The following is a 25,961-nucleotide window of genomic DNA, read 5'->3' as shown; positions in this document are numbered from 1 at the left end:
CCCCGCCGCCCGCCGCGCGAGGGGGAGCGCGGGGCGGGCGGCGAGGGCGGTGGGGGCGTGGTCCGGTGCGGGGAGGTGCGCGGTGCAGCTTCAAACTGGACTAGACCAGCTGTGCACGTCAAGCACCTTCGGCACATCAGAGGCGGCTGCTGGGAAGGTTTTAGGAACGGTTTAAGGCACCGGGCCCGGGAGTCCCCGGGCGGGCCGGCGGTCGGGCGCCCGTCGGCCCGCCCGGGGCGGGTGGCCCGGTCAGCAGGTGGGGCAGGGCTTGCACTCCTGGACCTGGACGTTGTCCACCACGGGGCCGTAGGCGCCGGTGGCGGTGGTGCTGGCGAAGGCCAGCGTGGTCGAGGCGTTGGTGGCCACGAAGGTGAACTGGCGCCCCACGTACCCCATGGCGGCCCGGGACTTGCCGGTGGTGTCGAAGGAGAAGTCCTGGAAGTCCTGGCCGTCGACGAGCGCGCGGCCGGTCTTGAGCGCCGGTCCGCCCTCGGGGTTGCCCGCGAGCGAGTACGTCACCGTGTAGGCGGCACCCGGCGTCGTGGTGAAGCTCTGGGCGACGGTGCCCGGGCCGCTGCCGTTGAGGTCGACGGACTGGTCGCCCTCGGCGGCCTGCCAGAAGCCGGCGCCGATCAGGTCCACGCTGCCGGTGGTGACGCGCCACGGGCCGATGGACTGTCCGGCCGCGAGGCCGGTGAAGGTGTTCGCCGCCAGCTTCGGCGTCTCGAAGCTGCCGTCGTCGAAGCGACTGAGGGCCCGGCTCTGCGCCCCCGCGCGGTCGGCGGCGACGGCGGCCTGGGCGGGGATCGCCCAGGCCGCGATGGTGCCGACGAGCAGGGCGACGGCGACGGTGCGGGTGCGCGGGACCGACATGGGGACCTCCCGGTGGAAGCGGAGCCCGGGGCCGGGCTCGACAGCGCTCATCGTCCGGGCCCTCGACGGCACGGGACCAGGCCGGGGCTGCGGCGCCTCGTGGTGCGGGGCGAGGGCTGTGAGCTTTCGCACGCCGGTTTGGCGGGCCACCGTCCGGCGCGGACCGGCGGCCGCCCGCCGCCGGGCCCGTGGCCAGGCTCTTCACCCCCGGGCCCGGACGGGCGGCCCGCCGTGCGGCGGCGTGCGGACGCGGTCGGGGGCGGCCGGCCTCGTCGGCCCGCCGTTGCACACGATCCATCCGCACGCCCCGGTCACGCTTCGTACGCTCCCGGTGGGATGTCCGGTCCGCGCCGGTACGGCGGGGCGTCCACCCTGTGAAAACGACCGCGCCGCGGCCGGGCGGCGCCCTACGGTGACCCGATGATCAAGGACCTGCGCATCTGCTTCATCGGGGACTCCTTCACCCAGGGCGTCGGCGACCCGGAGTACCGCGGCTGGGTCGGCCGGGTGCTCCAGGAGACCGGCCGGGCGGCGCCCGCCGAGCTCACCGGTTTCAATTTGGGCGTCCGGCGCAACACCTCCTCGGACGTGCTGCGCCGGATCTGGCCGGAGGTCGACGCGCGGGCCCGGCCGGGCGCGGACAACCGCCTGGTGGTCTCGGTCGGCAGCAACGACGCCACGCTGGAGGACGGCGGACCCCGGGTGGTGCCGGCCCGCTGCCTGGCGAACCTGGCCGAGCTGCTGGACGGCGCCCGGGAGCGCGGCCTCGGCGTACTGGTGGTCGGGCCGCCGCCGGTGGTGGGCTGGGGCCGGGAGCACCTGGAGCGGCTGCTGGACCTCGCCGGGCAGCTGGCGACGCTCTGCGCCGGGCGCGGTGTGCCGTTCGTCGACGTGACGGCCGCGGTCGCCGCGGACCGGCTCTGGGCCGCCGAGGCGGGCGCCGGCGACGGCGCGCACCCGGGCGCGGGCGGCTACCGGTTCCTCGCCGATCTCGTGCTGGCCGGCGGCTGGCGGGAGTGGGTGCGCGGCGAGCGGGCTTGACCTTGAGTGCACTCCAAGGGAGAGGCTGATGCCGTTGATCGACGACACGAAGGAGCACCGGAAGATGCGTACCGCCACGCTTGGTCAGCAGGGTCCCGAGGTCGGAGTGGTCGGTCTCGGCTGCATGGGCATGACCTGGGCCTACGACCTGGGCAACCGCGACGACGAGACCTCGGTCCGGGTGATCCGGGAGGCGCTGGACCTCGGCGTCACCCTGATCGACACCGCCGACATCTACGGCCCGTACAGCAACGAGGAGGTGGTCGGCGCCGCCCTGGCCGGCCCGTACCGGGAGCGCGCGGTGCTGGCCACCAAGGTCGGCCTGGTGCCGGGCACCGGCGACAAGCGGGTGGGCAACGACGGGCGGCCGGAGCACGTGCGGCGCTCGATCGACGAGAGCCTGCGCCGCCTCGGCACCGACCACGTCGACCTCTACCAGTTGCACCGGGTCGACCCGGAGGTGCCGATCGAGGAGACCTGGGGCGCGCTCGCCGAGGTCGTCGCGGCCGGCAAGGCGCGGCGGATCGGGCTCTCCGAGGTGAGCGTCGAGCAGCTCAAGCGGGCCCAGGCGGTGCACCCGGTGGCGTCCGTGCAGTCCGAGCTGTCGCTGTGGACCCGGGACGCGCTGGCCGAGGTGCTGCCGTACACCGAGGCCGAGGGCATCGCCTTCCTGCCGTTCTCGCCGCTCGGGCGGGGCTTCCTGACCGGCAGCATCTCCTCCGCGGCCGAGCTGCCGGCGGACGACTTCCGCCGCTCGCTGCCGCGCTTCCAGCAGGACGCGCTGGCGGCCAACCTGGCACTGGTGGAGAAGGTGAAGGAGGTCGCCGGGCGGGTCGGCGCGACGCCCGCGCAGGTCGCGCTGGCCTGGGTGCTGGCGCAGGGCCGCTACGTCCTCCCGATCCCGGGCACCAAGACGCCGCGCTACCTGGTGGACAACGCGGCCGCGGCCGACGTGGTGCTCTCGGCGGCCGACCTCGCCGAGCTGGACGCGCTGCCGGCGCCGACCGGCGGGCGGTACTGACCGGCCCGGGGTCGACCGGCGGGCGGTACTGACCGGCCCGGGGTCGACCGGCCCGGGCGGGCGCCACCGTCCGGGCCGGGGGAGCCGGCGTGCCGGCCGGCTCCGCGCTCAGCCCTCCTTGACCCAGACCAGCTGCCGGCCGGTCTCGCCGGGCGCCCGGACCACCGCGTCGGCGATCCGGTCCAGCCGGAAGCCGAGCTTGCGCGGCACGGCGGCGCTGGCGGCGTTGGCCTGGTCGCAGCGGATCTCCACCCGGCCGACCCCGGGGAGGGCGAGCGCGGCCGCGGTCAGCGCCCCGGCGGCGGTGGTGGCGATGCCGCGGCCGCCGTGCTTCGAGCCCACCCAGTAGCCGATCTCCAGCGCGCCCGGGCCGATCCGGCCGTGCAGGCCGAACGAGCCGATGACGCTGCCGGGTTCGGCGTCCAGGCCGACCAGGTAGATGAAGTCGGTGCCCGCGTCCCAGGCGGCCGCGCCGGCCTCGGTCAGCTCGGCGGTCTGCGCCAGGGTGGGCGCCTCGGCCGCCCACTCCAGCCAGGGCCGCAGGTGGTCCAGATCGCTCCGGACGGCGGCGTTGAGCGCGCTCGCGTACGCGGCCGAGCGGCGGTGCAGTGAGATCCCGCCGGCCAGTCGCAGCAGTTCCGGCGGCCGGCCGGCGGAGATCTGGCCCGGCACCGGACGGCGCCGCCCGGCGGCAGCGCCGGGAGCGGTGCCGGTGCCGGGGCGGGGTACGTCCTCGCAGGGCGATGGCGTGACGTGTGTCATGACAGCGATTATGGGCGCGCTCCGCAGCGTCGACCACCGGCGAACCGCCGGGCCGGCGGCGCCGCCCCGGGGCGTGTCAGAGGCGCACCAGGACGTCGTCGAGCTCCTTGCGCCGCAGGTCCGGGACGCGCGCCCCCTCCGCCGGATAGCCCACCGGGATGACGTAGGCGGCCCGCTCCTCGGCCGGCCGTTCGCACACCTCGTTGAGGAACTTCATCGGGCTCGGGGTGTGGGTGAGCGTGGCCAGGCCCGCCTGGTGCAGGGTGGCGAGCAGCAGGCCGACGGCGATCCCGACGGACTCCTTGGTGTAGTACGGGCGCGGCGACCGCGGGCCCTTGTGCACCTCGAAGACGACGATCACGGCGGGCGCGTCCTCCAGGAACGGCTTCTGCCAGTCGGTGCCGATCGGCGCCAGCGCGGTCAGCCACTCCTCGGAGGCCCGGTGCGCGTAGAACTCGCGCTCCTCGGCCTCGGCGGCCTCGCGCAGCCGCCGCTTGCGCTCCGGATCGGTGATCACCACGAACCGCCACGGCTGGACGTGGGCGCCACTGGGCGCGGTGTTCGCGGTGCGGATCGCCCACTCGACCACCCCGTCCGGGATCGGACGGGTCGCGTAGTCGCGGACGGTCCGGCGCCGCGCCATCACGTCGTGGAAGGACCTGCTGCGTGCCTCGGCCTCGTGGGCGGGCACCGTCATCGGGGTCAGCGGGACGCTCGGGTACGGCGTCCCTGCCACTGCACTGTCAACCATGGCCGACAGCACAGCACATGACGGGCGGTCCGGGAAGGGTCCGGACCGCCCGACTGCTCGAATGGACCAGACCACTCAGCTCTCGTGGACGCGCCCGCCGCGGACCTCGATCCGCCGGTTCACCGACACCGTGTCCAGCATCCGCCGGTCGTGCGTGACGAGCAGCAGCGTGCCGGTGTACGAGGCCAGCGCCGACTCCAACTGCTCGATGGCGGCCAGGTCCAGGTGGTTGGTGGGCTCGTCCAGCACCAGCAGGTTCACCCCGCGGGCCTGGAGCAGCGCCAGCGCCGCCCGGGTGCGCTCGCCGGGGGAGAGGGTGTCGGCCGGCCGCAGCACGTGCGCCGCCTTCAGCCCGAACTTGGCCAGCAGGGTGCGCACCTCCTCCGGGGTCAACTCCGGTACGGCGGCCGCGAACGCGGCCGACAGCGGCTCCCCGCCGAGGAAGAGGCCGCGGGCCTGGTCCACCTCGCCGACCACCACGCCCGAGCCCAGCGCGGCGTTGCCGCCGTCGAGTTCGAGCCGGCCGAGCAGCGCGGCCAGCAGCGTGGACTTGCCCGCGCCGTTGGCGCCCGTGATCGCGACCCGGTCGGCCCAGTCGATCTGCAGGTCCACCGGGCCGAAGGCGAAGTCGCCGCGACGGACGGTGGCCGCCCGCAAGGTGGCGACCACGGAGCCGGAGCGCGGCGCGGTGGCGATCTCCATTCGCAGCTCCCACTCCTTGCGCGGCTCGTCGACCACGTCCAGCCGCTCGATCATCCGCTGGGTCTGCCGCGCCTTGGAGGCCTGCTTCTCGGTGGACTCCGTCCGCATCGCGCGGCCGATCTTGTCGTTGTCGGAGGACTTGCGGCGCGCGTTGCGCACCCCGTGCTCCATCCAGCCGCGCTGCATCCGCGCCCGGGCCTCCAGGCCCGCCTTGGTGTCGGCGTACTCCTCGTAGTCCTCGCGGGCGTGCCGGCGGGCCGTGGCGCGCTCCTCCAGGTACGCGTCGTAGCCGCCGCCGTACAGGTTGACCTGCTGCTGGGCGAGGTCCAGCTCCACCACCCGGGTGACCGTCCGGGCCAGGAACTCGCGGTCGTGGCTGATCAGCACGGCGCCGGCGCGCAGGCCCTTGACGAAGGACTCCAGGCGCTCCAGACCGTCCAGGTCGAGGTCGTTGGTGGGCTCGTCCAGCAGGAAGACGTCGTAGCGGGAGAGCAGCAGCGAGGCGAGGCCGGCCCGGGCGGCCTGGCCGCCGGAGAGCGCCGTCATCGGCAGGTCCAGCGAGACCTTCAGCCCGAGCGAGTCGGCGACCTCCTCGGCCCGCTCCTCCAGGTCGGCGCCGCCGAGGTCCAGCCAGCGGTCCAGGCTCGCCGCGTAGGCGTCGTCGGCGCCGGGGCGGCCCTCGACCAGGCCCTCGGTGGCCTCGTCCAGTGCCGCCTGCGCGGCTGTCACGCCGGTGCGGCGGGCCAGGAAGTCCCGGACCGACTCGCCCTCGCGCCGCTCCGGCTCCTGCGGCAGGTGGCCGATGTTGGCGCCGGCCGGGCTGAGCCGCAGCGAGCCGCTCTCGGGGGTGTCCAGCCCGGCCAGCAGCCGCAGCAGCGTCGACTTGCCGGCGCCGTTCACGCCGACCAGCCCGATCACGTCGCCGGGGGCGACGACCAGGTCCAGGCCGGAGAAGAGGGTGCGGTCGCCGTGGCCGGCGACGAGGTCCTTGACTACGAGTGTGGCGCTCATGATGCCTCCGATTCTAGGAGAGCGGGGGAGCGCGCCGGGGCCCGCGGCGGGAAGGCCGCGGACCCCGGGTGTTCGGACGGGGGCCGAGCGGTGCGCGGCTCAGTGGGCGCACGGTCCGGTCGGCCGGTGGATCGCTCGGAACGTGCCCGAGGTCACTTCTTCTTGGAGATGTACTCCAGCGCGTGCTGGGCGACGTCGTCCAGGTACGGGCCGGCCTCCCAGGTGTTGTCGTTGCCGCCGATGGAGGTGTCCGAGACCAGCACCTGCTTGCCGTCCTTGGCCGCGAACCAGCCGCCGCCGCTGTCGCCGCCGGTGCCGTTGCAGCCGATGGTCAGCATCGCCGGGCGGCTCGGGTCGATCGTGTGGCGGACCGGCTTGCCGCTGTCGCAGTGCTCCAGCTCCATGCCGTCGAAGGGCTTGCCGGCCGGGTAGCCGAAGCTGCTCACGCCGGTGATCTGGTCGCGCGGGGCGTTGAACCAGACCGGGACGGAGCCGCCGACGACCTCCTCCAGGGACTTGTTGCTGCCGTCCGGGTTGGCCACCCGGATGATGCCGAAGTCGTACTGGCTCCACGGGCCGCCGTACTCCGGGTCGGCCTCGTCCGCCCAGGTCGGGGAGACGATGCCGGCCACCGCGCCCCACTCGCCGTACGGCTCGGCCTGGGCCAGCGAGGCCTGCTTGCCGCCGCTCAGCACGCCGGTGCTGTTGAACGCCGGGGCGAAGGTGATGTTGGTGTGCGACTTGCCGCCCTTGCCGCCGTGCAGGCAGTGGCTGGCGGTCCAGACCAGGTTGCTCTTGCCGGGGTTGGCCGGGTCCGAGACCACGGTGCCGGAGCAGACGTACTCCTGCTTGCCGTCCTGGAAGAACAGCTTGCCGTTCACGTGGAAGTTCTTGGCGAACGGGTGCGGGACGGGCTTCTCCTCGACCAGCTTCGGCAGCGGGTCGTTACCGCCGTCCGCCGGCGGCTGGGAACTCGGCTGGCCCGGCGCCGCGCCGGTGGGCTGCGCCGTCGGCTGCGTGGTCGGCTGGCCGGGCTTGGACGGCTTGGCCTTCAGGATCTTCTGGAGGTCCCAGTAGCCCTTCACCGCCGGAGTGATCACGTTCTGCTGGGCGAACTTCTCCCAGTCCTCGTACTTCCACTTCTTCAGCTCGTCGAGGGTGGGCAGCTTGATCGGGGCGGCGCCCGGCGTGCCGGTGCCGGCGGCGGTCGCCGCGGTGGTCGGCGCCGCGGTCTGGGCCCCGTCGGCGTCGCTGTTGTCCGGACCGCACGCGGTCGCGACCACCATCGTCAGTGCGACGACGGAGGCACCCAGCGCAGCACGCGTCGTCCGGGATATCGGTGACATGAGTTCAATTCCCCCTGTGGATGCACGCCATGCCGCCCGAGCCGCAGGCATGGCAGGTGAGGAGTCTGCCATGCGCGGACAGGCGTCCTCGCGACCGGACCGGACCGCGACGGAGCTGTCACGCGATCGGCACGTGATCCGCACCGAATTATTCGGTTGCGGGGGTCCGCGGGCCTCCGTACCGTGATCCGTGCCACCCGCCAGAACAGGAGAAGGCCGTTGCTCTACTGAGGTCCCGAGACACCGCCCCCCGCCGCCCCGCAGTCCTGCTGCGCGCGGTGCGTGTGTGTGCGAGTGCGCGACCTCAGTGGTGAGCCGGCTCGGCGTCCCTTCCCTCGACTCGTTCGACGGCCCCCGGCCCCCTCCAGGCTCTCCGCGCACGGCCCGCGGTGTCTCCCGTGTTGCTCCCCAGACCGTCTGCAACCACCCGGGAGGCCTCCATGGCACAACCCAGCACCGCTGTCCTCTGCACCGACCTCGGCTTCGAGTGGCCCGACGGCACGACCGTGCTCGACGGCTTCCACCTCGCCGTCGGCCCCGGCCGGACGGGCCTGATCGGGCTCAACGGCGCGGGGAAGTCCACCCTGCTACGCCTCGTGGCGGGCGAACTCACCCCCACCGCCGGCACGATCAAGGTCGGCGGCGAGCTCGGCTACCTGCCGCAGAGCCTCACCCTCGACACCGGGCTGAGGGTCGACGAGGCACTCGGCGTCCGGGCCGTCCGCGAGGCCCTGCACGCCATCGAGTCCGGTGACACCGACCAGCGCCACTTCGACGCCGTCGGCGACGACTGGGACGTCGAGGAGCGCGCCCGCGCCACCCTCGACCGGCTCGGCCTGCAGCGGCTGGCCCTCGACCGCACCACCGGCGAACTCTCCGGCGGCGAGGCCGTCCTGCTGCGGCTGGCCGCACTGCTGATGCGCCGCCCCGACGTCCTGCTGCTCGACGAGCCCACCAACAACCTCGACCGGTCCGCCCGCGAGCGGCTCTACGAGACGGTGGCCGGCTGGAGCGGCGTGATGGTGATCGTCAGCCACGACCGCGAGCTGCTCCAGCACGTGGACCAGATCGCCGATCTCAGGGACGGCGACGTCACCTGGTACGGCGGCAACTTCGCCGCCTACGAGCGAGCCGTCGCGGCGCAGCAGGAGACGGCCGAGCGGCTGCTGCGCAACGCCGAGGCCGATGTCCAGCGCCAGAAGCGGGACTTGGTCGACGCCCGCGCCAAGCTGGACCGCAGCGTCAGTTACGGCAAGAAGCGTTCGGTCACCCGCAACGACCCGCACATCTTCGCCGGCAAGCTGAAGCGCCAGGGCCAGGAGACGGCGGGGCGGCTCCAGGGCATGCACACCGAACGGCTGGAGGAGGCCAAGCAGCGGCTGACCGCCGCCGAGGAGGCCGTCCGCGACGACGCCGAGATCCGGATCGACCTCCCCCGCACCGCCGTTCCGGCCGGGCGCACGGTGCTCACCCTGCAGAAGGTCCGGCTGCCGTACGGCACCACCGCCGACCTCGACCTGCGCGGGCCCGAGCGGATCGCCCTGGTCGGCCGCAACGGCGCCGGCAAGAGCACCCTGCTGCGCACCATCGCGGGCGAACTCGCCCCGCTGGAGGGGGAGATCACCACCCCGGTGCCGCTGCGCCACCTGCCGCAGCGGCTCGATCTGCTGGACGACCGGCTCACCGTCGCGGGAAACGTCAAGCTGTTCGCCCCGGCCGCGGGGGACAACGCGATCCGGGCCAGGCTGGCCCGCTTCCTGTTCCGCGGCGGCCGGGCCGACCAGCTCGCCGCCACCCTCTCCGGTGGCGAGCGGTTCCGCGCCACGCTGGCCGCCCTGCTGCTGGCCGACCCGCCGCCGCAGCTCCTGCTGCTCGACGAGCCGACCAACAACCTGGACCTGGCCAGTGTCCGCCAGCTCACCCAGGCGCTCGCCGCCTACCAGGGGGCGCTGATCGTCGCCAGCCACGACCTGCCGTTCCTGCGCGGCCTCGGGATCACCCGGTGGCTGGAGCTGGACGGTGACCTGCGGTCGGTGGAGCCGATGTAGCCGCGGTGGCGGCGGTGCCCGGTCCGGCCCTTCGGCCGGGCCGGGCCGGGCCGGTTCAGGCTCCGGTGGGCTCCGTCGTGGGCCGCAGCTTGCCGGCGACCAGCGTGCCGAGCCGGTCCAGGCCGACCACCGTCGCCGCGAGGACGACGAACTCCACGGTCAGCAGGGCGATCTGGCCCCAGACGTAGCCGTAGCCCTCGGTCGTCGGGTCGAAGAAGAAGTACGGGTACGGCAGCGGGTAGTTGGAGAACAGCGCGTTGCGGGCGAGCACGACGGCCGCGTAGCCGAGCGGGAAGGCCAGCCAGAGCGGGATGTCGCGCCAGGCGGAGGCGTTGCGCGGCTTCAGCGTCAGCCAGTCGATGATCACCATCACCGGCGTGACGTAGTGGAGGAAGAAGGACGACCAGTGCTGCAGCTTGTCCGGTCCGTCGAAGAGTCCGGGCAGCGGGTTGGCGCCGTGTTCGAGCAGGACGTGCGAGACCAGTCCGGTGATCAGGATGTAGAGCGTGGCGGCCCCGCGCAGCCGGGGGGCGGGCGCGTCGACGGTGCCGCGCTTCACCATCCAGTAGACCGCGCCGATGAAGTAGCCGAGCACGATCACATTGCTCTGGATGGTGAAGTAGACCAGCGGGGCGGTCTGGAGGGTCAGGCCGAGGCCCGCCGAGAGCACGATGCCCATGCGCCACCAGAGCGCGGGGCTGGTCCGGACTGACATGCGGTCACCAGTTCGTTTCAGGCGATACGGGAGGTATCGGGCGGTAGAGGGGGGAACGCCGCACTCTACTCGCTGGTAGGGCCGGGACGGAAGAATCGTCACCGCAGGTGGCGTGCGGTCGGCGGCCTCCCCTACCGCCCGCCGCCCTCGGTTTCCCTGCCCGGCCCGCCGCTGCCCCGGCGTCCCCGCCGCTGCCCCGGCGTCCCCGCCGCTACCCCGGCAGGACGAAGCCCGACTCGTACGCGGCGATCACCGCCTGGGTCCGGTCACGGGCCCCGAGCTTGGCCAGCACGCTGCCGACGTGCGTCTTGACCGTCTCCTGGCTGAGCACCAGCCGCCCGGCGATCTCGCCGTTGCTGAGCCCGGCGGCCATCAGCCGCAGGACCTGCCCCTCCCGCTCGGTGAGCCGCCCGATCGGCCCCCGCCCGGCCGCGGCCGCCCGCCGACCGGCCGGTACCTGGCGCAGCGCGAGCTCCCGCACGGCGGCCGGGAAGAGCAACGAGTCCCCGCGCGCGACCAGCCGCACCGCCTGCACCATCTCCTCCGCGCTGGCCCGCTTCAGCAGGAACCCGGTGGCGCCGGCCCGCAGCGCGTCGTACACGTGGTCGTCGTGCTCGAAGGTGGTGACCACCAGGATCCTGGGCGGCTCGGCCATCCCGCCGACCAACTGCTCGGTGGCCCGGATGCCGTCGATGCCGGGCATCCGGACGTCCATCAGCACCACGTCCGGCCGCAGCTCGCGCACCAGCGGGACGACCTCGGCGCCGTCGGCCGCCTCGCCGACCACGGTCAGGTCCGGCTCCGCGTCGATCACCACCCGCAGGCCGGTCCGCACCAGTCGTTCGTCGTCCGCGATCACCACGCGGACGGCCCCGGTCGTGTCCTTCACCGTGCTCCTTCCAGCGGCAGCCAGACGGCCAGCCGCCATGTCGTCCCGTCGTCCGTCGGACCGGCCGCGCAGCCGCCGCGCAGCACCGCCGCCCGCTCGCCGATCCCGCGCAGCCCCCGGCCGCCGCCGGGGCGGCCGGTGCGGGCCGGGCCCAGCGGGTTGGTCAGTTCGATCTCCAGCCGGTCCGCCGCCAGCCCCACCCGCAGCCCGGCGGGGGCCGGCCCGGCGTGCCGCAGCACGTTGGTCAGGCCCTCCTGGACGATCCGGTAGGCGTCGCGGGACACAGCGGCCGGCAGTCGGTGCAGGCCGGGGGCGAGCTCGGCGTCGACCACGACACCGGTGCGGGCCAGCTGGCGCAGCAGGTCGTCCAGCCCGGCCAGGGTCGGCCCGGCGGGCCCCGCGTCCGCCCGGTCCTCCTCGCGCAGCAGGCCGAGCACCGCGTCCAGCTCGGCGACGGCCGCCCGGGCGGTCTCGCCGATCGCCTGCAGCGCCTCGGCGGCGAAGTCCGGGTCGGACCGCAGCACCCGGGCGGCCGCCGAGGCCTGGATGCCGACCGCGCTGAGCGCGTGGCCGACCGAGTCGTGCAGCTCGCGGGCGAGCCGGTTGCGCTGGGCGAGGACGGTGGCCCGGCGTTCGGCGGCGGCCAGCCGCTCCTCCGGGGTCGGTCCGAGCAGCACGGGCGCCCAGCGGGCCAGCAGGGCGCCGAGACCGGCGCTGGTGGCGAGGATCAGCAGCAGGAGGGCGAGTCCGAGCAGGGGGCCGGGCAGCCAGGACGGGAACCCCCGGTCCTGCCAGAAGCGCACCACGTCGTCCACCGCGGGCCCGCCCAGCGGCGAGATCATCAGCACCACCGCGAACGGTGTCCCGGCCAGCGTCATCCCGCTGACCAGTCCGCCGAACAGCAGGTGCAGCACGTACCAGCCGGCCGTCCGGCGCCGGGCCGCCCAGGAGCGGGCCGGACCGGTGGAGACCTCCTCGGCCCGCGCCGGCGCGCAGAGCGCCCGCGCCGCCGCCCCCTCCAGCGCCCGGACCGTCGGCACCAGGGCCGTGACGGCGGCCATCGGCAGCGAGAGGGCGAGCGCGGCGAAGTAGAGGAGGATCTGGACCAGGGGGCCGAGCGCCGGGTCGAGCGCCCCGAGCACGACGGTGGAGAGCATCCAGTACGGCATCAGCAGGGCGCCGCCGAGCACCAGGTGCACCCAGCGCAGCCGGGCGCGCCGGCCGAACAGCGCGCCACCGGCCCGCCGCAGCCCCCGTCGTCCCGTGCCCGCCCCCGTGCTCACGCGGTCGACTCTACGTCAGCGGCCCCGGCCCGCAGGGAGCTTGCCGCCGCCCGCTCGACCAGGGCGACCGCGCCCACCGCCAGCACCAGCACGCCGGCCACCACCTGGGCGGCCTCCACCAGGGTGAGCAGTCCGGGCACCGCCCGGCGCGGGTCGGTCACCGTCGTGAACGTCCCGTACGCCACCAACTGCCAGGAGCCCCAGGCGAACAGGGAGCCGCCCGCCGTCCACGCCACGGCCATCGGTTCCCGCAGCCGCCACTGCGGCCGGGCCCGGAAGACCAGGAGCAGCAGCGCGGCCGCGGCGGCCACCGCCATCACCGCCGTCACACCGTTCATGACCGCCACGCCCCGGCTGCGCTCGTCCGCCCACTCGACCGGCAGTCCGGCCGTCCCGCCCGCCGCCCAGTACGCCCGGGCCGCGGCGACGCCGAGCCCGAGCAGGGCGGCCACGCCGGTGAAGGCGCGTTGGACGGTGAGCGTGGGGGAGTCGGGCAGCGCGCCGATCCGGTCGCGCAGCAGGCCCGCCCAGCGCTGCCGCGCGTAGAGCAGGAAGGCGGTGATCAGCGCGACGCCCTGGACGGTGAACCCGCCGTACACCACCGGGAACACCCAGCCGGTCGGTCCGGCGCCCGCGCCGTCGTCGGCGGAGGCCTCCTCGGGTCCGAGCACCAGCGTGGTGAGCAGGAACAGCGGCAGCGCCACCAGGATGGTGCCGAGCAGTCCGGTCGCCACCCACATCGGGAACGCCAGCAGCCCGGCGGGCGCCCGCCGTCCCCAGGGCCGGACGAAGGAGAGGGCCAGCAGTACCGCGATCGCGTCCATGCCGAAGCTCAGCAGGTTCACCAGCCAGAGGTCGTCCAGCTGGTCCGGGTCGCCGCCGGCCCCCACGGGGTGGCCGGTCAGCCAGAGCAGTTTGAGCGACAGGTACGGCACGGTCGCGGCGACGGCCACGGCGGCCGCCACGGCGCGCGCCCTGCCGACGGAGGTCGTTGAGGTCATGGCCCCACGCTCCCGCGGGCGGGGCCGCCGGTACGTCCCCCCACCACACGATCCGCCTCCCCCGCCAGGGGGATCCGCCGGTGGGGGCCTCCTCCCCGCGGGCCCGCCGACCGTGAGCCCGTCGACCGTGGGCCCGCCTGCCCGTGGGCCCGTTCGGCGGGCCCACGGGCAGGCGGCGGCTACGGGAGGATCGGCTCGCAGCCGACCGCCTTGCCGCCGGCGGTGAGGAACTGGCGCCAGAGGTCCTGGGCGTCCGGGAAGAGCCCGCTGCCGCCCACCCCGGTGATGTACTTCCGGTCGAGGTGGAAGTAGGTGGGCTTCCCCTGGCAGGTGGCGACGGCGTTCTCGCCCGAGGACCCGATCCACCGGGCGCGCCCGTAGGCCTCCGTGCGGGCCTCCTGCGGGTCCAGGCCGGTGACCCGCGGGTCGGTGGTGATCGTGAAGGCGGCCACCGTGCTCCCGCCGGCCGGGGAGACGAGTACGCAGGACCAGACCGGGGCGTACCCGGCGGTCACCGTCTGCCGGTACCCGTCGCCGGCCTTCTCGTCCCGGGCCGGCGCCATTCCGGGCAGGCCGCAGACGTTGCCGAGGTCGGCCGACTGCGGGGCCGCGGCGGCGGAGAGACCGGACGGGGCGGGCAGCTTGCTCCCGCAACCCTTGCCCTCGGCGGCCGCGTTGGCGAACGCCACGGCCAGCGCGGCCATCCCCTCGGGGCGGTCGTCGGTCGTGTCGTCCGAGCCGGGCAGCCGGATCTCGGCCCGCATGGCCTTCGGGCAGCCGTCCGGGAGCAGTGCCCAGGCACGGGACGCCAGCACGGCGCCCGTCGAACCGCCGGAGAACAGCCGGGCGTCCGGCGCGGTCGGCGGGGCGATGTCGTCCTGGGTGAGCGCGAGGGCGAACGACGCGGACCGCCCCGTCGGGCCGAACAGCCCGTACGACACCTTCGCCGTGCAGGTTCCACCGGTCCCGTCGTAGGCGCCGGGGGACCAGCCCTCGCTCTTCTCCTCGCTGATCCGCCCCGGCCCGAGCGCCGCGTGCACCTCGTCCGCCGTCGCGGCGCCCCCGCAGACGGTGTCCGGCCCCAGCACGTTCGTCAGGTTGTACAGCAGCACCCCCGAGATCCCGGCCGCGACCGCCACGAGCACGGCCGCGGCCCGCAGGCGCAGCCGCCGGGTGGTGAAGCCGCGCCGGGTGAGGGCCTCGTCGGCCCGGTGCAGCGGGCCCGTGTCCGTGCCCGTGCCGGCGTCCGCGCGGTCCTGTTCCGCCGTCATGCCGTCATCACCCCCTGCCGAGTGCACCGTTGTAGGTGCGGTCGATGGCTGTCGCGTAGTTCTGCGTGACGCCCTCCATGAGCTGCTGCGTCACGCCGCCGGTGGCGTCGATGTCATTGCCCGGGACGCCCGACAGCACGGCCTTGTAGTGGATCATGGACTTGAGCTGCTCCTCCCCCGCGGAGTAGTTGTCGCTGAGGTCGCCCTGGGTCTTGGTGTCGAGCTCGGCGTTGGCCTTGTTGGCGTAGTCGGCGGTGCCGACGTCCACCAGGCGCTGGGCGATGTCGCCGAACGGGGCGGGGAGGAAGTAGTTCACCGGCGTGCCGTAGACGTGGTAGTCGATCTTGGACTGCCAGTTGTTCTTGAACTTCTGGTCCTCGCGGTGGTCGATCAGGACGTCGCCGCGCACACCGTCCAGGGCGCCCAGGGCCTGGCCGGCCTCCTGGGTGAAGCCGGCGAACTTCGGGTTCACCCGGCCGGTCGCGTCGGGCTTGAAGTCGTCCGGGCCGTAGGTGTCCATCCGGCGGGCGATCTCCTGGGTCTCCGCCGTGTGGATCACCCGGAAGGCCTCCGGGTCCTCGGCGGAGCCGCGGATGGTGCGCAGCAGCTCCTCGCGGCTGAAGGTGAGGCCGCTGGGCTGGGTGCCGCCGCGGACCTCCTTGCCGAGGATCTCGTGCACGTCCGGCGCGTAGTCCGCGATCATGTTGCCGAGCGGGCGGCGCAGGCCGGCGGGCAGGCTGTTCTCGGCGCCGGCCTTGTCGCCACCGAGGGTCTCGATGGTCTCGTTCATGATCCGGGACATCGCGGCGTCGTGCGGGCGCGGCGGCTGGTTGCCGTGCGGGTCGCGGCCGGTGGCGGCGGCCTCCAGGGCGTCGCCGAAGGCGCCGCGGGAGGAGCTGCGCGCGACGCTGTCGAGCATCTTGTCCTCGTAGCCCTGGTTGGGCCACTTGCGTTCCTTGAGCAGGTAGTCGAGGTTCTTGTTGGCACCCGGGTCGAGGAACTCCTTGGAGGCCTCCGGGTTGCGGCTCATCGCCCGCATCAGGCCGCCCATCGGGTCGTCCCGGTCGTAGAGCGGGCCCCACAGCTGGTCGCCCTTGGTCTTGCTGTTGCGCTCGAAGTCGACGAGGTCCTTGCCGACCTTGTCCAGGAACGCCTTGTCGTAGTCGCCCTTGGCGCCCATCAGTTGGGTGAGGACCGGGTAGCCGTCGTTGAACCCGGCGGCCGAACCGCCCGGCTTGCGGGCGGCCTTGAGCAGGTTGTCCTGCCACTCCTGGCCCATCCCGCCGTCCTTGGTGGCGGTGGCGAGCACCTGGGACAGGTTGCCGTAGATGTCCTGGTAGTCCTTGGCGTTGCGGTCCCCGTGGGCGAAGTCGTTGTAGCTCTTGGCGTACACCAGCAGTGCGTCCGGGCCGGTCTTGTCGCCCGCCTTGAGGCTGTTCAGCAGCGTGGTGGAGAAGTCCTTGGAGCCGGAGTTGGCGGCCATCAGGTTCTGCAGCCGCTGCCGCTCCTCGTCGGAGAGGCTCCCGCCCTTGCTCAGCAGGTCGGTGGCGCGCTTCGCGTCGGCCACGTCGCCGCCGCCGTACGGGCTGGCGTTGAAGGCCGTGGTGCTGGTGCCGACGTCGGTCTGCAGTGCGGAGGAGGCGCGCTGGTCGGCCGCGGTGGCCTTCTCGACGGCCTTGGTCAGCCGGTCGGATATCGCCTGGGCCTTGCCCTTCTGGTCGCCCTGGTACTGGCGCTGGGCCTCCTGGAAGTCGGGGTCGTTGTGCGAGGTGCGGTCGGTCGGCATCGGCGGCCAGCTGACCGTGCCGTCGTCGGCCACGGTGAGCTTCTGCGCCTCCGCGTCGTGGAGCGCCGCGTCCAGGTCCTTGCGGGCCGCGGTGAAGTCCGACGCCGCGTCGCGGATGATCGCCGCGAGGGCCTTGGCGACGCCGGCGGCCTGGGTGAAGTCGGTGTCGATGGTCTTGAGCGTGCGGCCCGCGTCGTCGGCCGCCGCGCCCTGCCAGCCGGCCCGCTGCGGGGTGTTGGTGAGGTCCGTGCCGACCCGGGTGTCGAGCGAGTCGAGCGCCTTGGCCATGTTGGTCCAGGCGTCGGCCGTCTCGGTGACGCCGGCGAAGTCGGCCTCGTGCAGTTCCTTGAAGGACACCATGCCTCTGGGGCTCCTCTGTCAGTTCTCGGTTCTCGGGGCCGGGGTCTCAGTGGCCGAACTGGCCGGCGGTGGCGTGCTCGTTGGCCTGGTAGGTGCGCTGGGTGGTGTCGAGGTTGTCGGCGGTGGCGGTCAGCTTGTCGTGCAGGCTCTTGCACTGCTGCAGCCAGCGCTCGGTGGAGCCGGTGAGGGCGCCGCCGAAGGAGAAGCCGCGGATCCTGGTGCCGGCGGTGCTCGCGTGCTCGGCGAGGTTGTTGCCGCCCTTGCCGTTGGCGTTGTCCAGGTCGGTGGCGATCTGGCGCGCGATGCCGGCCGAGGCGTTGAGCTCGTGCGGCCGGTCCAGCCGGGTGGTGGGCGCGGACGGGGGCGGGCCGGGGGAGGGGTTCGGCGTGGGGCCGGCGGCGAAGGGGGACGTGCCCGGTGCCGAGATCGGGATGATGGTGCCCGGCGCCGGGTTGCTGGGCGCGCCCGGCGGGGAGGCCGGCTTGACCGGCCCGGTGGTGAATCCTGGGGAAACCATGTGTGTCTGCTTCCTTTCCTCCGACGAGAGGTCAGAACCCCTCCGACAGCAGGACGACCGTATCGGCCCGCCCCGTCGGTATACCGACGCACCCTCCGTCACGCCGGTTGCGCGGTCCGCGTCAGGGATTCGTCAGGGCGGTGTCCGGTGGCGGAGGGTCTTGTTACCGGCGGGTCGCTTCCCTATCATCGCGAGTGTTACAGCTTTACTGTCAAACCCCGAGAGGGTGGTGGCCAGTGCGTGGTCCGAGCAGTCCCGGCCCGCTGGCCGGCGTCCGGGTGGTCGAGCTCGCGGGCATCGGCCCCGGCCCCTTCGCCGGCATGCTGCTGGCCGACCTCGGGGCCGACGTGGTCCGGGTCGACCGGCCCGACCCCTCGCCGCTCGCCCAGGACCCGGCCCACGACGTCACCAACCGCAACAAGCGCTCGGTGCTGGTCGACCTCAAGTCCCCCGGCGGGCCCGGCCAGGTGCTCGACCTCGTCGAGCGGGCCCAGCTGCTGATCGAGGGCTACCGGCCCGGCGTCGCCGAACGCCTCGGGGTCGGTCCGGACGCCTGCCTCGCCCGCAACCCCGCGCTGGTCTACGGCCGGATGACCGGCTGGGGCCAGGAAGGCCCGCTGGCCGCCCGGGCCGGCCATGACATCGGGTACGCGGCCGTGGCCGGGGTGCTCGGCCTGATCGGCGACCCCGACCAGCCGCCCGCCGTTCCCGCCAACCTGCTCGGCGACTACGCGGGCGGCTCGCTCTACCTGGTCGTCGGCCTGCTCGCCGCCCTCCACCACGCCGGGGCGACCGGCGTCGGCCAGGTCGTCGACGCCGCCATCGTGGACGGCGCCGCCCACCTGACCACCGTGCTCTGGGGTCTGCTCGCGGCCGGTCGGTGGCAGGACCGCCGGGGCGTCAACCTGCTTGACGGCGGCGCGCCCTGCTACGCCGTCTACCGGGCCAAGGACGGCGGCGACCTCGCCGTCGGAGCGCTGGAGCCGCAGTTCTACGCCGAGTTCGCCCGGCTGCTGGAGCTCGGCCCGGACGCGCCCGGCCAGTACGACGTGGCCCGCTGGCCCGAGCTGCGCGCGCTGATCGCGGCCCGCTTCGCCACCCGCACCCGGGCCGAGTGGGAGGCCGTCTTCGCGGGCACCGACGCCTGCGTGGAACCAGTATTGACGATGCGTCAGGCCGCCGAGTACGGGCATCTGGTGGCTCGGGGGACGTACGTCGAGGCGGACGGGTTCACCCAGCCGGCCCCCGCGCCCCGGTTCTCCGCCACCCCCGGCACGCTGCGCCGCCCGCCGGCCCGGCCGGGCGCCGACACCGCCGAGGTGGCCCGCGACTGGGGCGTGCCCGCCCTGCTGCTGTCGCCGGACCGCCAGGACGCCCCGGACCCGCCGGGCGGCCCGGACGCCCCGAACACCCTGGACTCCGAGGCCCGATAAGGAGCTTGCCGTGGAACGCGACATCTACACCGAGGAGCACGAGGACTTCCGGGCGACCGTCCGGTCCTTCCTCGCCAAGGAGGTGCTGCCGCACTACGACCGCTGGGAGCGGGCCGGCATCGTGGACCGGTCCGCCTGGCTCGCCGCCGGCCGGCAGGGCCTGCTCGGGCTCGCCGTCCCCGAGGAGTACGGCGGCGGTGGCGCCGCCGACTTCCGCTACGCCGCCGTGCTGGCCGAGGAGTTCGCCCGGGCTGGCGCCTCCGGTCTGGCGCTCGGCCTGCACAACGACATCATCGGCCCGTACTTCACCTCGCTCGCCACCGACGAGCAGAAGCGCCGCTGGCTGCCCGGCTTCTGCAGCGGTGAGCTGGTCACCGCCATCGCGATGACCGAGCCCGGCACCGGGTCCGACCTCCAGGGCATCCGCACCCACGCCGTCGACCAGGGCGACCACTACCTGCTGAACGGCGCCAAGACCTTCATCTCCAACGGCATCCTGGCCGACCTGGTGGTCGTGGTCGCCCGCACCACCCCCGAGGGCGGCTCGCGCGGCCTGAGCCTGCTGGTGGTCGAGCGCGGGATGCCCGGCTTCGAGCGCGGCCGCAACCTCGACAAGATCGGCCAGAAGGCCCAGGACACCGCCGAGTTGTTCTTCGAGGACGTCCGCGTCCCGAAGGCCAACCTGCTCGGCGGGGAGCACCAGGGCTTCCTCCACCTGATGCAGAACCTCGCGCAGGAGCGGCTCACCATCGCGGCCGCCGCGATCGCCGGGGCCGAGTACCTGGTCGAGATCACCACCGACTACGTCAAGCAGCGCGAGGCCTTCGGCCGACCGCTCGCCAAGCTCCAGCACGTCCGCTTCGAGATCGCCGAGATGGCTACCGAAGCCGCGGTGACCAGGGCCTTCGTGGACCGCTGCATCACCGAGCACAACCGTTACGCGCTCACCCCGGCCGACGCCTCGATGGCCAAGTGGTGGGCCACCGAACTGCAGAAGCGCACCGCCGACCGCTGCCTCCAACTCCACGGCGGGTACGGGTACATGACCGAGTACCCGGTCGCCCGCGCGTTCACCGACGGTCGCATCCAGACCATCTACGGCGGGACCACCGAGATCATGAAGGAGATCGTCGGGCGTTCCCTGCTGGACTGACACCGCTCCCGCCGCGGCCGGCCTCCCCGCGCCGCCCGGCCTCCTCCTCGACCCACCCCCTCGCCCGGTCAGACCCCCGAAAGGCTCTCCACCGTGACCACCGAAGCGTACGTCTACGACGCGATCCGCACCCCGCGCGGCCGGGGCAAGGCCAACGGCTCGCTGTACGGCACCAAGCCGATCGACCTGGTCGTCGGCCTGATCCACGAACTGCGCCGCCGCTTCCCGGAGCTGGACCCGGCGGCGGTCGACGACGTCGTGCTCGGCGTGGTCAGCCCGCTCGGCGACCAGGGCTCCGACATCGCCCGGATCGCCGCCATCACCGCTGGCCTGCCCGACTCGGTGGCCGGCGTCCAGGAGAACCGCTTCTGCGCCTCCGGCCTGGAGGCGGTCAACCTGGCCGCCGCCAAGATCCGTTCGGGCTGGGAGGACCTCATCCTGGCCGGCGGGGTCGAGTCGATGTCCCGGGTGAAGATGGGCTCCGACGGCGGCGCCTGGGCGATGGACCCGATGACCAACTATGAGAACCACTTCATCCCGCAGGGCATCGGCGCCGACCTGATCGCCACCATCGAGGGCTTCTCCCGCACCGACGTGGACGCCTTCGCCGCCGAGTCGCAGGCCCGCGCCGCCAAGGCCCAGGCCGACGGTCTCTTCGACCGCTCGGTCGTCCCGGTCCGCGACCGCAACGGCCTGGTCGTGCTGGAGCGCGACGAGTTCATCCGCCCCGGCACCACCGTGGAGACCCTGGCCGGCCTCAAGCCCTCCTTCGCCGGCATCGGCGAGGCCGGCGGCTTCGACGCCGTCGCCCTGCAGAAGTACCACTGGGTGGAGGCCATCGACCACGTCCACCACGCCGGCAACTCCTCCGGCATCGTGGACGGCGCCGCCCTGGTGGCGATCGGCAACCGCGACATCGGCGAGCGGTACGGCCTGCGCCCGCGCGCCCGGATCGTCTCCGCCGCCGTCTCCGGCTCCGAGCCCACGATCATGCTCACCGGGCCCGCCCCCGCCACCCGCAAGGCGCTCGCCAAGGCCGGGCTGACCGCCGCCGACATCGACCTGGTCGAGATCAACGAGGCCTTCGCCGCCGTCGCCCTGCGCTTCGTCCGTGAGCTCGGCTTCCGCCCGGACCGGGTGAACGTCAACGGCGGTGCGATCGCCCTCGGCCACCCGCTCGGCGCCACCGGCGCGATGCTCCTCGGCACCCTGGTCGACGAGTTGGAGCGGCGCGACCTGCGCTACGGCCTGGTCACCCTCTGCGTCGGCGGCGGGATGGGCATCGCCACCGTCGTCGAGCGTGTCTGAGCCTCCGGTCGCCCGCCACCGCCCCTTCCAGCGGCGCGGTGCGCGCGGCACCTCCCTTGTCCCGGCCCTCACAGGAGACCCCAAGCCCATGAGCGACACCACCACCATCCGCTGGGAGCAGGACCAGGACGGCGTGGTCACCCTCGTCCTCGACGACCCCACCCAGTCCGTGAACACCATGAACGAGGCCTTCACGGCCGACTTCGACGCCACCGTCGAGCGCCTCGCCGCCCTCGGCGACGACCTGCGCGGCGTCGTGATCACCTCGGCGAAGAAGACCTTCTTCGCCGGTGGTGACCTCAGGATGCTCTCCGCCGCCCGCCCCGAGGACGCCGCCGCCGTCTTCGAGAAGTCGATGCGGATCAAGCGCGCGCTGCGCCGGCTGGAGACGCTCGGCAAGCCGGTGGTCGCCGCCGTCAACGGCAGCGCGCTCGGCGGCGGCCTGGAGATCGCCCTCGCCTGCCACCACCGGATTGCCCTGAACACCCCGGCGAGCCGGATCGGCCTGCCCGAGGTCACCCTCGGCCTGCTGCCCGGCGGCGGCGGAGTGGTCCGCACGGTGCGGCTGTTCGGCATCACCGACGCGCTGCTGAAGGTGCTCCTGCAGGGCCGGCAGTACCGCCCGGAGCAGGCGCTCCAGCACGGCCTGGTCCACGAACTGGTCGACACGTCAGAGGAGTTGACCGCCCGGGCGCGCGCCTGGATCGAGGCCAACCCGACCGCCGTCCAGCCCTGGGACGTCAAGGGGTACAAGATCCCCGGCGGTACCCCGGCCACCCCGGCGCTCGCCGCCAACCTGCCGGCCTTCCCGTCCAACCTGCGCAAGCAGCTGGCCGGCGCGCCCTACCCGGCGCCGCGCAACGTGCTGGCGGCGGCGGTCGAGAGCGCCCAGGTGGACGTCGACACCGCGATGGTGATCGAGGCCCGCTACTTCACCGAGCTGGCCTGCGGGCAGACCAGCAAGAACATGATCCAGGCGCTCTTCTTCGACCTCCAGGCGGTCAACTCCGGTGCCGGCCGGCCGCAGGGCGTCGAGAAGCGGACGGTGCGCAGGGTCGCCGTGCTCGGCGCCGGCATGATGGGCGCGGGCATCGCCTACACCTGCGCCAAGGCCGGTATCGAGGTGCTGCTGAAGGACGTCACCGTCGAGGCCGCCGAGCGCGGGAAGGCCTACTCCGCCGCGCTGTTGGACAAGGCGGTGGCACGCGGGCGCACCACCGAGGCGCAGCGCGGGGAACTGCTCGCCCGGATCACCCCCACCGCCGAGGCCGCCGACCTGGCCGGCTGCGACGCGGTGATCGAGGCCGTCTTCGAGAACCCCGAGCTCAAGCAGAAGGTGTTCCAGGAGATCGAGGGCGTGGTGGCACCGGACGCGCTGCTCTGCTCCAACACCTCCACGCTGCCGATCGGCCTGCTCGCCGGGGGTGTCGGGCGCACCGCCGACTTCATCGGCCTGCACTTCTTCTCGCCGGTCGACAAGATGCGGCTGGTGGAGATCATCCGCGGTCCGCAGACCGGCGACGAGGCGCTCGCCCGCGCCTTCGACCTGGTCCGCCAGATCGACCGGACGCCGATCGTGGTCAACGACTCGCGCGGCTTCTTCACCTCCCGGGTGATCGGCCAGTTCATCAACGAGGGCGTGGCGATGGTCGGCGAGGGCGTCGACCCGTCCTCCGTCGAGCAGGCCGCCGCCCAGGCCGGTTACCCCGCCAAGGTGCTCTCGCTGCTCGACGAGCTGACGCTCACCCTGCCGCGCAAGATCCGCAACGAGTACCGGCGCGCGGTCGAGGAGGCCGGTGGCACCTGGACCGCCCACCCGGCGGACGCGGTGGTGGACCGGATGGTCGACGAGTTCGGCCGCCCCGGCCGCAGCGGCGGCGCGGGCTTCTACGAGTACGGCGAGGACGGCCGGCGCGGCCGGCTCTGGCCGGGCCTGCGCGAGCACTTCACCTCGGCGGACGCGGCCGTCCCCTTCGAGGACCTCAAGGAGCGGATGCTCTTCAGCGAGGCGCTGGACTCGGTCCGCTGCCTGGAGGAGGGCGTGCTGACCTCGGTCGCCGACGCCAACGTGGGCTCCATCCTCGGCATCGGCTTCCCGGCCTGGACGGGCGGCGTCCTCCAGTACATCAACGGGTACGGGGGCGGCCCGGCCGGCTTCGCGGCCCGCGCCCGCGAACTCGCCGCCGCCTACGGCGAGCGGTTCGCGCCGCCGGCCCTGCTGGAGCGGATCGCCGCCGAGGGCCGGACCTTCACCGACTGACGGCCGGTCAGCTGGGCGGGTCGGCGTCCTCGACCGAGCGCGCCGCCTCGCCCAGCTCCTCCCGCAGCGAGCGCTGGAACGCCGTCACCAGCGCCTGCGCCACCATCGGCTGGATGTGGTCCGTCAGCCCCTTCATCCGCTCCAGCTCCGCCGGCGCCGGCTCGCTCTCCCGGTACGGCTTCCAGACCGTCTCGCGGAACAGCCGCTGCAGCTCCTGCGCCGTCGCCCGGCTGTGCTCCAGCACCACCGCGCGCGCCGCCAGCAGGGTCTCCAGCGGGATCGGCACGTCCAGGATCCGCACGCCCAGCGGCAGCAGCCCCGGATCCACCCGGAACACCTCCGGGTCGGCCGTCCGCTCCAGTGCGCCCATCGCGGCCAGCCGCTCCAGCTGCGTCGGCGACAGCTCCCGCCCGGCCCGCCGCTCCAGCTGCCCGCGGCTCAGCTCCTCCGCCGTCTCCGGCGTCCACGAGGCCACTAGGGCCCGGTGGATCGCCAGGTCCAGCGGCGTGCTGTCCCGCGGCAGCCAGGCCAGGTAGCGCTCGATCGCCGCCAGGGTGAGCCCCTGCCGCTGGAGTTCCTCGATCAGCCCGAGGCGGTCCAGGTGGTCCGTGCCGTACAGCCCGACGCGGCGCGGCCCCAGCTCCGGCGGGGGCAGCAGCCCCTTCGTCCCGTAGAAGCGGACGGTCCGCACCGTCACGCCGGCCCGCGCCGCCAGCTCGTCGACCGTCAGCCGGACCTCGACACCCTCCCGCGCCCCCATCCGCCACTCCTCCGCCTCTGTCGCACCACTGCTGTGACAGCAGCAGTGTGACAGTGCCGGGCGACCCGGTCCACCGCGGTCGCGCGGCGAGGCCGGGGCCCTGGGCGCACCGAACGGCCCCACGCCCGTGTCGAGGAGCAGGCGTGGAGCCCGGTGGGTGGCGGCCCCGGCGTCAGCGGGAGCCGGCGTCGGCGAGGTCGGGGTGGTGGCGGCGGGTGACCTCGGGGTGGGCGCGGGTGTAGCCCTTCCACTCGTTGAGGCCGAACTCGGCGAAGAGCGGGTTGCCCGGGTCCTGGGTGGCACCGGGGGCGTGGTGCGCGAGGGGGAAGTCCAGCGGCTCGATGTGGGCGTCGAGGCGGGGGTTGTAGAAGAACGGGATGGAGAAGCGCTCGCGGGCGGCGGCCGGGCTGACCACGCGGTGGTTGGTGGCCTTCAGGTAGCCGTCGGTGGCGACCTCCAGCAGCTCGCCCAGGTTGACCACGAAGGCGCCCTCCATCGGCGGGACCTCCAGGAAGCTGCCGTCCGCGCGCTCGACCTGGAGGCCGCCGACGGTGTCCTGGAGCAGCAGGGTGATGAAGCCGTAGTCCTTGTGCGCACCGACGCCCTGGCCGGCGCCGTCGGGTGCGGTGCCGGGGTAGCGGACCAGCTTCAGCCGCAGGTGGGGGTGGCCCGCGAAGGCGTAGTCGTAGAAGTCGGGGCGGGCCCCGATCGCGGTGAGGAGCTCGTGCAGCAGCCGCCGGGCGACCGCGCCGAGGCGGTCGATCCAGCCGAGCGCGGCGGTCCGCAGCTCCGGGAGCGCCCCGGGCCACTGGTTCGGGCCCTCCAGCCACCAGTACGGCGGCTCGCCCTGCCCCGGGACGTGCGGGGGCAGCTCGGCGCCGATGTCCAGCTGGTCCCGCCAGTCCTGGCTGCCGCCGGTGAGCTCGTCGCCGGTGCGGGTGTAGCCGCGGAAGTGCGGGGAGTTGAGGTTGCTCACGGCGAGCCGGTCGGCCTCCGGGAGGGCGAAGAACGCCCGCATCGCGTCGATCAGGGCCGCCGTCTCGGCCGGCGTGACGCCGTGGCCGACGAGCTGGAAGAAGCCGACGCCGGTGGCCGCGGTCCGCAGCTCGTCGTGCAGGCGGAGCCGGTCGTCGGGGGTGCCGTTCGCGAGCGACAGGTCGATCACGGGGAGGGCGTCCGCGGGGGTGGTGGAGGAGTGCTGCTGCGTCATGGGTGACATCCGCTGGGTCTCGTCCCGGCCGTTCCCGGTGATCGACCGGGGAGCGCCGGGGCCACGCCTGGTGCGGCGGGAGCCCCGGGGCCAGGAGGGGGGACGCGGTCGGCGAGGACCGCGCATGAGGGTGGTAGGCGCGAGGTTCAGCTGGAGCGTCGACAGGACATGCTCGTCACGCGGAGCAGGTCCACGTGGCGACGGCGAACAAGTATGAGCACGTCACCAGCCTAGATGACGGTCGTACCGGCGGGGAGTCCCCTGCGTCGGGTTCGTGTCGTGACCCTGACAATCACCCTCCGGTCGCCCGGATTCCGCCCGTGCGCGGGCGGGCCCGCCCCGCCCCGGCGGCCGGGCCCCGGGAGCCGGGCGGCCCGCCCCCCACCCCCCGCGCGGGGGGGGGCGGGGCGGGGGGGGGTGTGGTGGGGGGGGCGCGGGGCCCCGCCCAAGGGGAGGCCCC

Annotated in this window: 21 protein-coding genes; 7 read left to right on the top strand and 14 right to left on the bottom strand. The window is 73.9% G+C overall.

The genetic code is table 11. From position 1 onward, the window contains the following. Nucleotides 1-249 precede the first annotated feature (249 nt). On the bottom strand, nucleotides 250-873 hold the full coding sequence (locus tag ACFVYI_RS16400; RefSeq protein ID WP_387885761.1) for a choice-of-anchor C family protein: 624 nt from the start codon (nucleotides 871-873) through the stop codon (nucleotides 250-252). 420 nt (nucleotides 874-1,293) lie between these two features. Between ACFVYI_RS16400 and ACFVYI_RS16395 the strand changes: the two genes are divergently transcribed. Together ACFVYI_RS16395 and ACFVYI_RS16390 are read left to right on the top strand one after the other, a co-directional pair. Further along, nucleotides 1,294-1,914, top strand: coding sequence for a GDSL-type esterase/lipase family protein (locus tag ACFVYI_RS16395; RefSeq protein WP_387885733.1), 621 nt, complete (start codon nucleotides 1,294-1,296; stop codon nucleotides 1,912-1,914). Between the two features lie 64 nt (nucleotides 1,915-1,978). Beyond that, nucleotides 1,979-2,935 (top strand): aldo/keto reductase, encoded by a 957-nt coding sequence (locus ACFVYI_RS16390; protein WP_387885759.1) that lies wholly within the window; start codon nucleotides 1,979-1,981, stop codon nucleotides 2,933-2,935. 108 nt (nucleotides 2,936-3,043) lie between these two features. On the opposite strand, the gene ACFVYI_RS16385 is transcribed toward ACFVYI_RS16390, so the two are convergent. From ACFVYI_RS16385 to ACFVYI_RS16370, 4 genes are all read right to left on the bottom strand, one after another. Further along, the gene (locus ACFVYI_RS16385) at nucleotides 3,044-3,697 is read right to left on the bottom strand and encodes a GNAT family N-acetyltransferase (RefSeq protein ID WP_387885731.1); all 654 of its coding nucleotides are present in this window, start codon (nucleotides 3,695-3,697) and stop codon (nucleotides 3,044-3,046) included. Between the two features lie 76 nt (nucleotides 3,698-3,773). Further along, a complete protein-coding gene (locus ACFVYI_RS16380; RefSeq protein ID WP_387885728.1) occupies nucleotides 3,774-4,448 on the bottom strand; it encodes a nitroreductase family protein in 675 nt (224 codons plus the stop codon). A 75-nt stretch (nucleotides 4,449-4,523) separates the two neighbouring features. Further along, the gene (locus ACFVYI_RS16375; protein ID WP_387885725.1) at nucleotides 4,524-6,161 is read right to left on the bottom strand and encodes an ABC-F family ATP-binding cassette domain-containing protein; all 1,638 of its coding nucleotides are present in this window, start codon (nucleotides 6,159-6,161) and stop codon (nucleotides 4,524-4,526) included. Between the two features lie 152 nt (nucleotides 6,162-6,313). Next, entirely contained in the window at nucleotides 6,314-7,507 is a 1,194-nt protein-coding gene (locus tag ACFVYI_RS16370) for a hypothetical protein (RefSeq protein WP_387885722.1), read from the bottom strand. A 440-nt stretch (nucleotides 7,508-7,947) separates the two neighbouring features. On the opposite strand from ACFVYI_RS16370, the gene ACFVYI_RS16365 reads away from it, so the two are divergent. Then, nucleotides 7,948-9,555, top strand: coding sequence for an ABC-F family ATP-binding cassette domain-containing protein (locus ACFVYI_RS16365; RefSeq protein WP_387885719.1), 1,608 nt, complete (start codon nucleotides 7,948-7,950; stop codon nucleotides 9,553-9,555). Between the two features lie 55 nt (nucleotides 9,556-9,610). Here ACFVYI_RS16365 and ACFVYI_RS16360 read toward each other — a convergent pair whose 3' ends face one another. The 7 genes from ACFVYI_RS16360 to ACFVYI_RS16330 all read right to left on the bottom strand — a co-directional run bounded on the left by ACFVYI_RS16360 (nucleotide 9,611) and on the right by ACFVYI_RS16330 (nucleotide 17,377). Further along, a complete protein-coding gene (locus ACFVYI_RS16360; protein ID WP_387885717.1) occupies nucleotides 9,611-10,270 on the bottom strand; it encodes a Pr6Pr family membrane protein in 660 nt (219 codons plus the stop codon). Between the two features lie 211 nt (nucleotides 10,271-10,481). Then, complete coding sequence (locus ACFVYI_RS16355) at nucleotides 10,482-11,198, bottom strand: response regulator (RefSeq protein ID WP_387885714.1); 717 nt, start codon at nucleotides 11,196-11,198, stop codon at nucleotides 10,482-10,484. Continuing rightward, nucleotides 11,156-12,442 (bottom strand): sensor histidine kinase, encoded by a 1,287-nt coding sequence (locus tag ACFVYI_RS16350; RefSeq protein ID WP_387885711.1) that lies wholly within the window; start codon nucleotides 12,440-12,442, stop codon nucleotides 11,156-11,158. Before ACFVYI_RS16350 ends, ACFVYI_RS16355 begins: the two co-directional genes overlap by 43 nt. Next, nucleotides 12,439-13,443 carry a hypothetical protein gene (locus ACFVYI_RS16345; RefSeq protein ID WP_387885709.1) on the bottom strand — a complete coding sequence of 335 codons (1,005 nt, stop codon included), beginning with the start codon at nucleotides 13,441-13,443 and terminating at the stop codon, nucleotides 12,439-12,441. Before ACFVYI_RS16345 ends, ACFVYI_RS16350 begins: the two co-directional genes overlap by 4 nt. 179 nt (nucleotides 13,444-13,622) lie before the next feature. Continuing rightward, nucleotides 13,623-14,714 carry a hypothetical protein gene (locus ACFVYI_RS16340; protein WP_387885707.1) on the bottom strand — a complete coding sequence of 364 codons (1,092 nt, stop codon included), beginning with the start codon at nucleotides 14,712-14,714 and terminating at the stop codon, nucleotides 13,623-13,625. Nucleotides 14,715-14,721: 7 nt separating this feature from the next. Beyond that, a complete protein-coding gene (locus ACFVYI_RS16335; RefSeq protein ID WP_387885705.1) occupies nucleotides 14,722-16,860 on the bottom strand; it encodes a hypothetical protein in 2,139 nt (712 codons plus the stop codon). Between the two features lie 46 nt (nucleotides 16,861-16,906). Then, nucleotides 16,907-17,377, bottom strand: a complete 471-nt coding sequence (locus ACFVYI_RS16330; protein WP_387885702.1) for a hypothetical protein — start codon at nucleotides 17,375-17,377, stop codon at nucleotides 16,907-16,909. A 236-nt stretch (nucleotides 17,378-17,613) separates the two neighbouring features. On the opposite strand from ACFVYI_RS16330, the gene ACFVYI_RS16325 reads away from it, so the two are divergent. The 4 genes from ACFVYI_RS16325 (at nucleotide 17,614) to ACFVYI_RS16310 (ending at nucleotide 23,531) form a co-directional block, all read left to right on the top strand. Continuing rightward, the gene (locus ACFVYI_RS16325) at nucleotides 17,614-18,810 is read left to right on the top strand and encodes a CaiB/BaiF CoA transferase family protein (protein WP_387885700.1); all 1,197 of its coding nucleotides are present in this window, start codon (nucleotides 17,614-17,616) and stop codon (nucleotides 18,808-18,810) included. Nucleotides 18,811-18,820: 10 nt separating this feature from the next. After that, nucleotides 18,821-19,963: an acyl-CoA dehydrogenase family protein gene (locus ACFVYI_RS16320; RefSeq protein ID WP_387885698.1), complete on the top strand. Its 1,143-nt coding sequence runs from the start codon at nucleotides 18,821-18,823 to the stop codon at nucleotides 19,961-19,963. A 93-nt stretch (nucleotides 19,964-20,056) separates the two neighbouring features. Next, complete coding sequence (locus ACFVYI_RS16315) at nucleotides 20,057-21,271, top strand: acetyl-CoA C-acetyltransferase (protein ID WP_387885696.1); 1,215 nt, start codon at nucleotides 20,057-20,059, stop codon at nucleotides 21,269-21,271. 88 nt (nucleotides 21,272-21,359) lie between these two features. Further along, nucleotides 21,360-23,531 (top strand): 3-hydroxyacyl-CoA dehydrogenase NAD-binding domain-containing protein, encoded by a 2,172-nt coding sequence (locus ACFVYI_RS16310; protein ID WP_387885693.1) that lies wholly within the window; start codon nucleotides 21,360-21,362, stop codon nucleotides 23,529-23,531. A 7-nt stretch (nucleotides 23,532-23,538) separates the two neighbouring features. Here the strand turns inward: ACFVYI_RS16310 and ACFVYI_RS16305 are convergent, their stop codons facing one another. Further along, a complete protein-coding gene (locus tag ACFVYI_RS16305; RefSeq protein ID WP_387885692.1) occupies nucleotides 23,539-24,291 on the bottom strand; it encodes a MerR family transcriptional regulator in 753 nt (250 codons plus the stop codon). 172 nt (nucleotides 24,292-24,463) lie between these two features. Further along, entirely contained in the window at nucleotides 24,464-25,510 is a 1,047-nt protein-coding gene (locus ACFVYI_RS16300) for an isopenicillin N synthase family dioxygenase (RefSeq protein ID WP_387885690.1), read from the bottom strand. Nucleotides 25,511-25,961: the final 451 nt, after the last annotated feature.

It is taken from the genome of Kitasatospora sp. NPDC058218 (genome assembly GCF_042882445.1).
Lineage (GTDB): Bacteria > Actinomycetota > Actinomycetes > Streptomycetales > Streptomycetaceae > Kitasatospora.
This window is presented reverse-complemented; position numbering and strand designations above follow the sequence as displayed.

What these genes read in the sequence shown, in the direction of transcription:
- ACFVYI_RS16400 (WP_387885761.1), bottom strand. Translation starts at nt 873, where the DNA reads ATGTCGGTCCCGCGCACCCGCACCGTCGCCGTCGCCCTGCTCGTCGGC.
- ACFVYI_RS16395 (WP_387885733.1), top strand. Translation starts at nt 1,294, where the DNA reads ATGATCAAGGACCTGCGCATCTGCTTCATCGGGGACTCCTTCACCCAG.
- ACFVYI_RS16390 (WP_387885759.1), top strand. Translation starts at nt 1,979, where the DNA reads ATGCGTACCGCCACGCTTGGTCAGCAGGGTCCCGAGGTCGGAGTGGTC.
- ACFVYI_RS16385 (WP_387885731.1), bottom strand. Translation starts at nt 3,697, where the DNA reads ATGACACACGTCACGCCATCGCCCTGCGAGGACGTACCCCGCCCCGGC.
- ACFVYI_RS16380 (WP_387885728.1), bottom strand. Translation starts at nt 4,448, where the DNA reads ATGGTTGACAGTGCAGTGGCAGGGACGCCGTACCCGAGCGTCCCGCTG.
- ACFVYI_RS16375 (WP_387885725.1), bottom strand. Translation starts at nt 6,161, where the DNA reads ATGAGCGCCACACTCGTAGTCAAGGACCTCGTCGCCGGCCACGGCGAC.
- ACFVYI_RS16370 (WP_387885722.1), bottom strand. Translation starts at nt 7,507, where the DNA reads ATGTCACCGATATCCCGGACGACGCGTGCTGCGCTGGGTGCCTCCGTC.
- ACFVYI_RS16365 (WP_387885719.1), top strand. Translation starts at nt 7,948, where the DNA reads ATGGCACAACCCAGCACCGCTGTCCTCTGCACCGACCTCGGCTTCGAG.
- ACFVYI_RS16360 (WP_387885717.1), bottom strand. Translation starts at nt 10,270, where the DNA reads ATGTCAGTCCGGACCAGCCCCGCGCTCTGGTGGCGCATGGGCATCGTG.
- ACFVYI_RS16355 (WP_387885714.1), bottom strand. Translation starts at nt 11,198, where the DNA reads ATGGCGGCTGGCCGTCTGGCTGCCGCTGGAAGGAGCACGGTGAAGGAC.
- ACFVYI_RS16345 (WP_387885709.1), bottom strand. Translation starts at nt 13,443, where the DNA reads ATGACCTCAACGACCTCCGTCGGCAGGGCGCGCGCCGTGGCGGCCGCC.
- ACFVYI_RS16340 (WP_387885707.1), bottom strand. Translation starts at nt 14,714, where the DNA reads ATGACGGCGGAACAGGACCGCGCGGACGCCGGCACGGGCACGGACACG.
- ACFVYI_RS16335 (WP_387885705.1), bottom strand. Translation starts at nt 16,860, where the DNA reads ATGGTGTCCTTCAAGGAACTGCACGAGGCCGACTTCGCCGGCGTCACC.
- ACFVYI_RS16330 (WP_387885702.1), bottom strand. Translation starts at nt 17,377, where the DNA reads ATGGTTTCCCCAGGATTCACCACCGGGCCGGTCAAGCCGGCCTCCCCG.
- ACFVYI_RS16310 (WP_387885693.1), top strand. Translation starts at nt 21,360, where the DNA reads ATGAGCGACACCACCACCATCCGCTGGGAGCAGGACCAGGACGGCGTG.
- ACFVYI_RS16305 (WP_387885692.1), bottom strand. Translation starts at nt 24,291, where the DNA reads ATGGGGGCGCGGGAGGGTGTCGAGGTCCGGCTGACGGTCGACGAGCTG.
- ACFVYI_RS16300 (WP_387885690.1), bottom strand. Translation starts at nt 25,510, where the DNA reads ATGTCACCCATGACGCAGCAGCACTCCTCCACCACCCCCGCGGACGCC.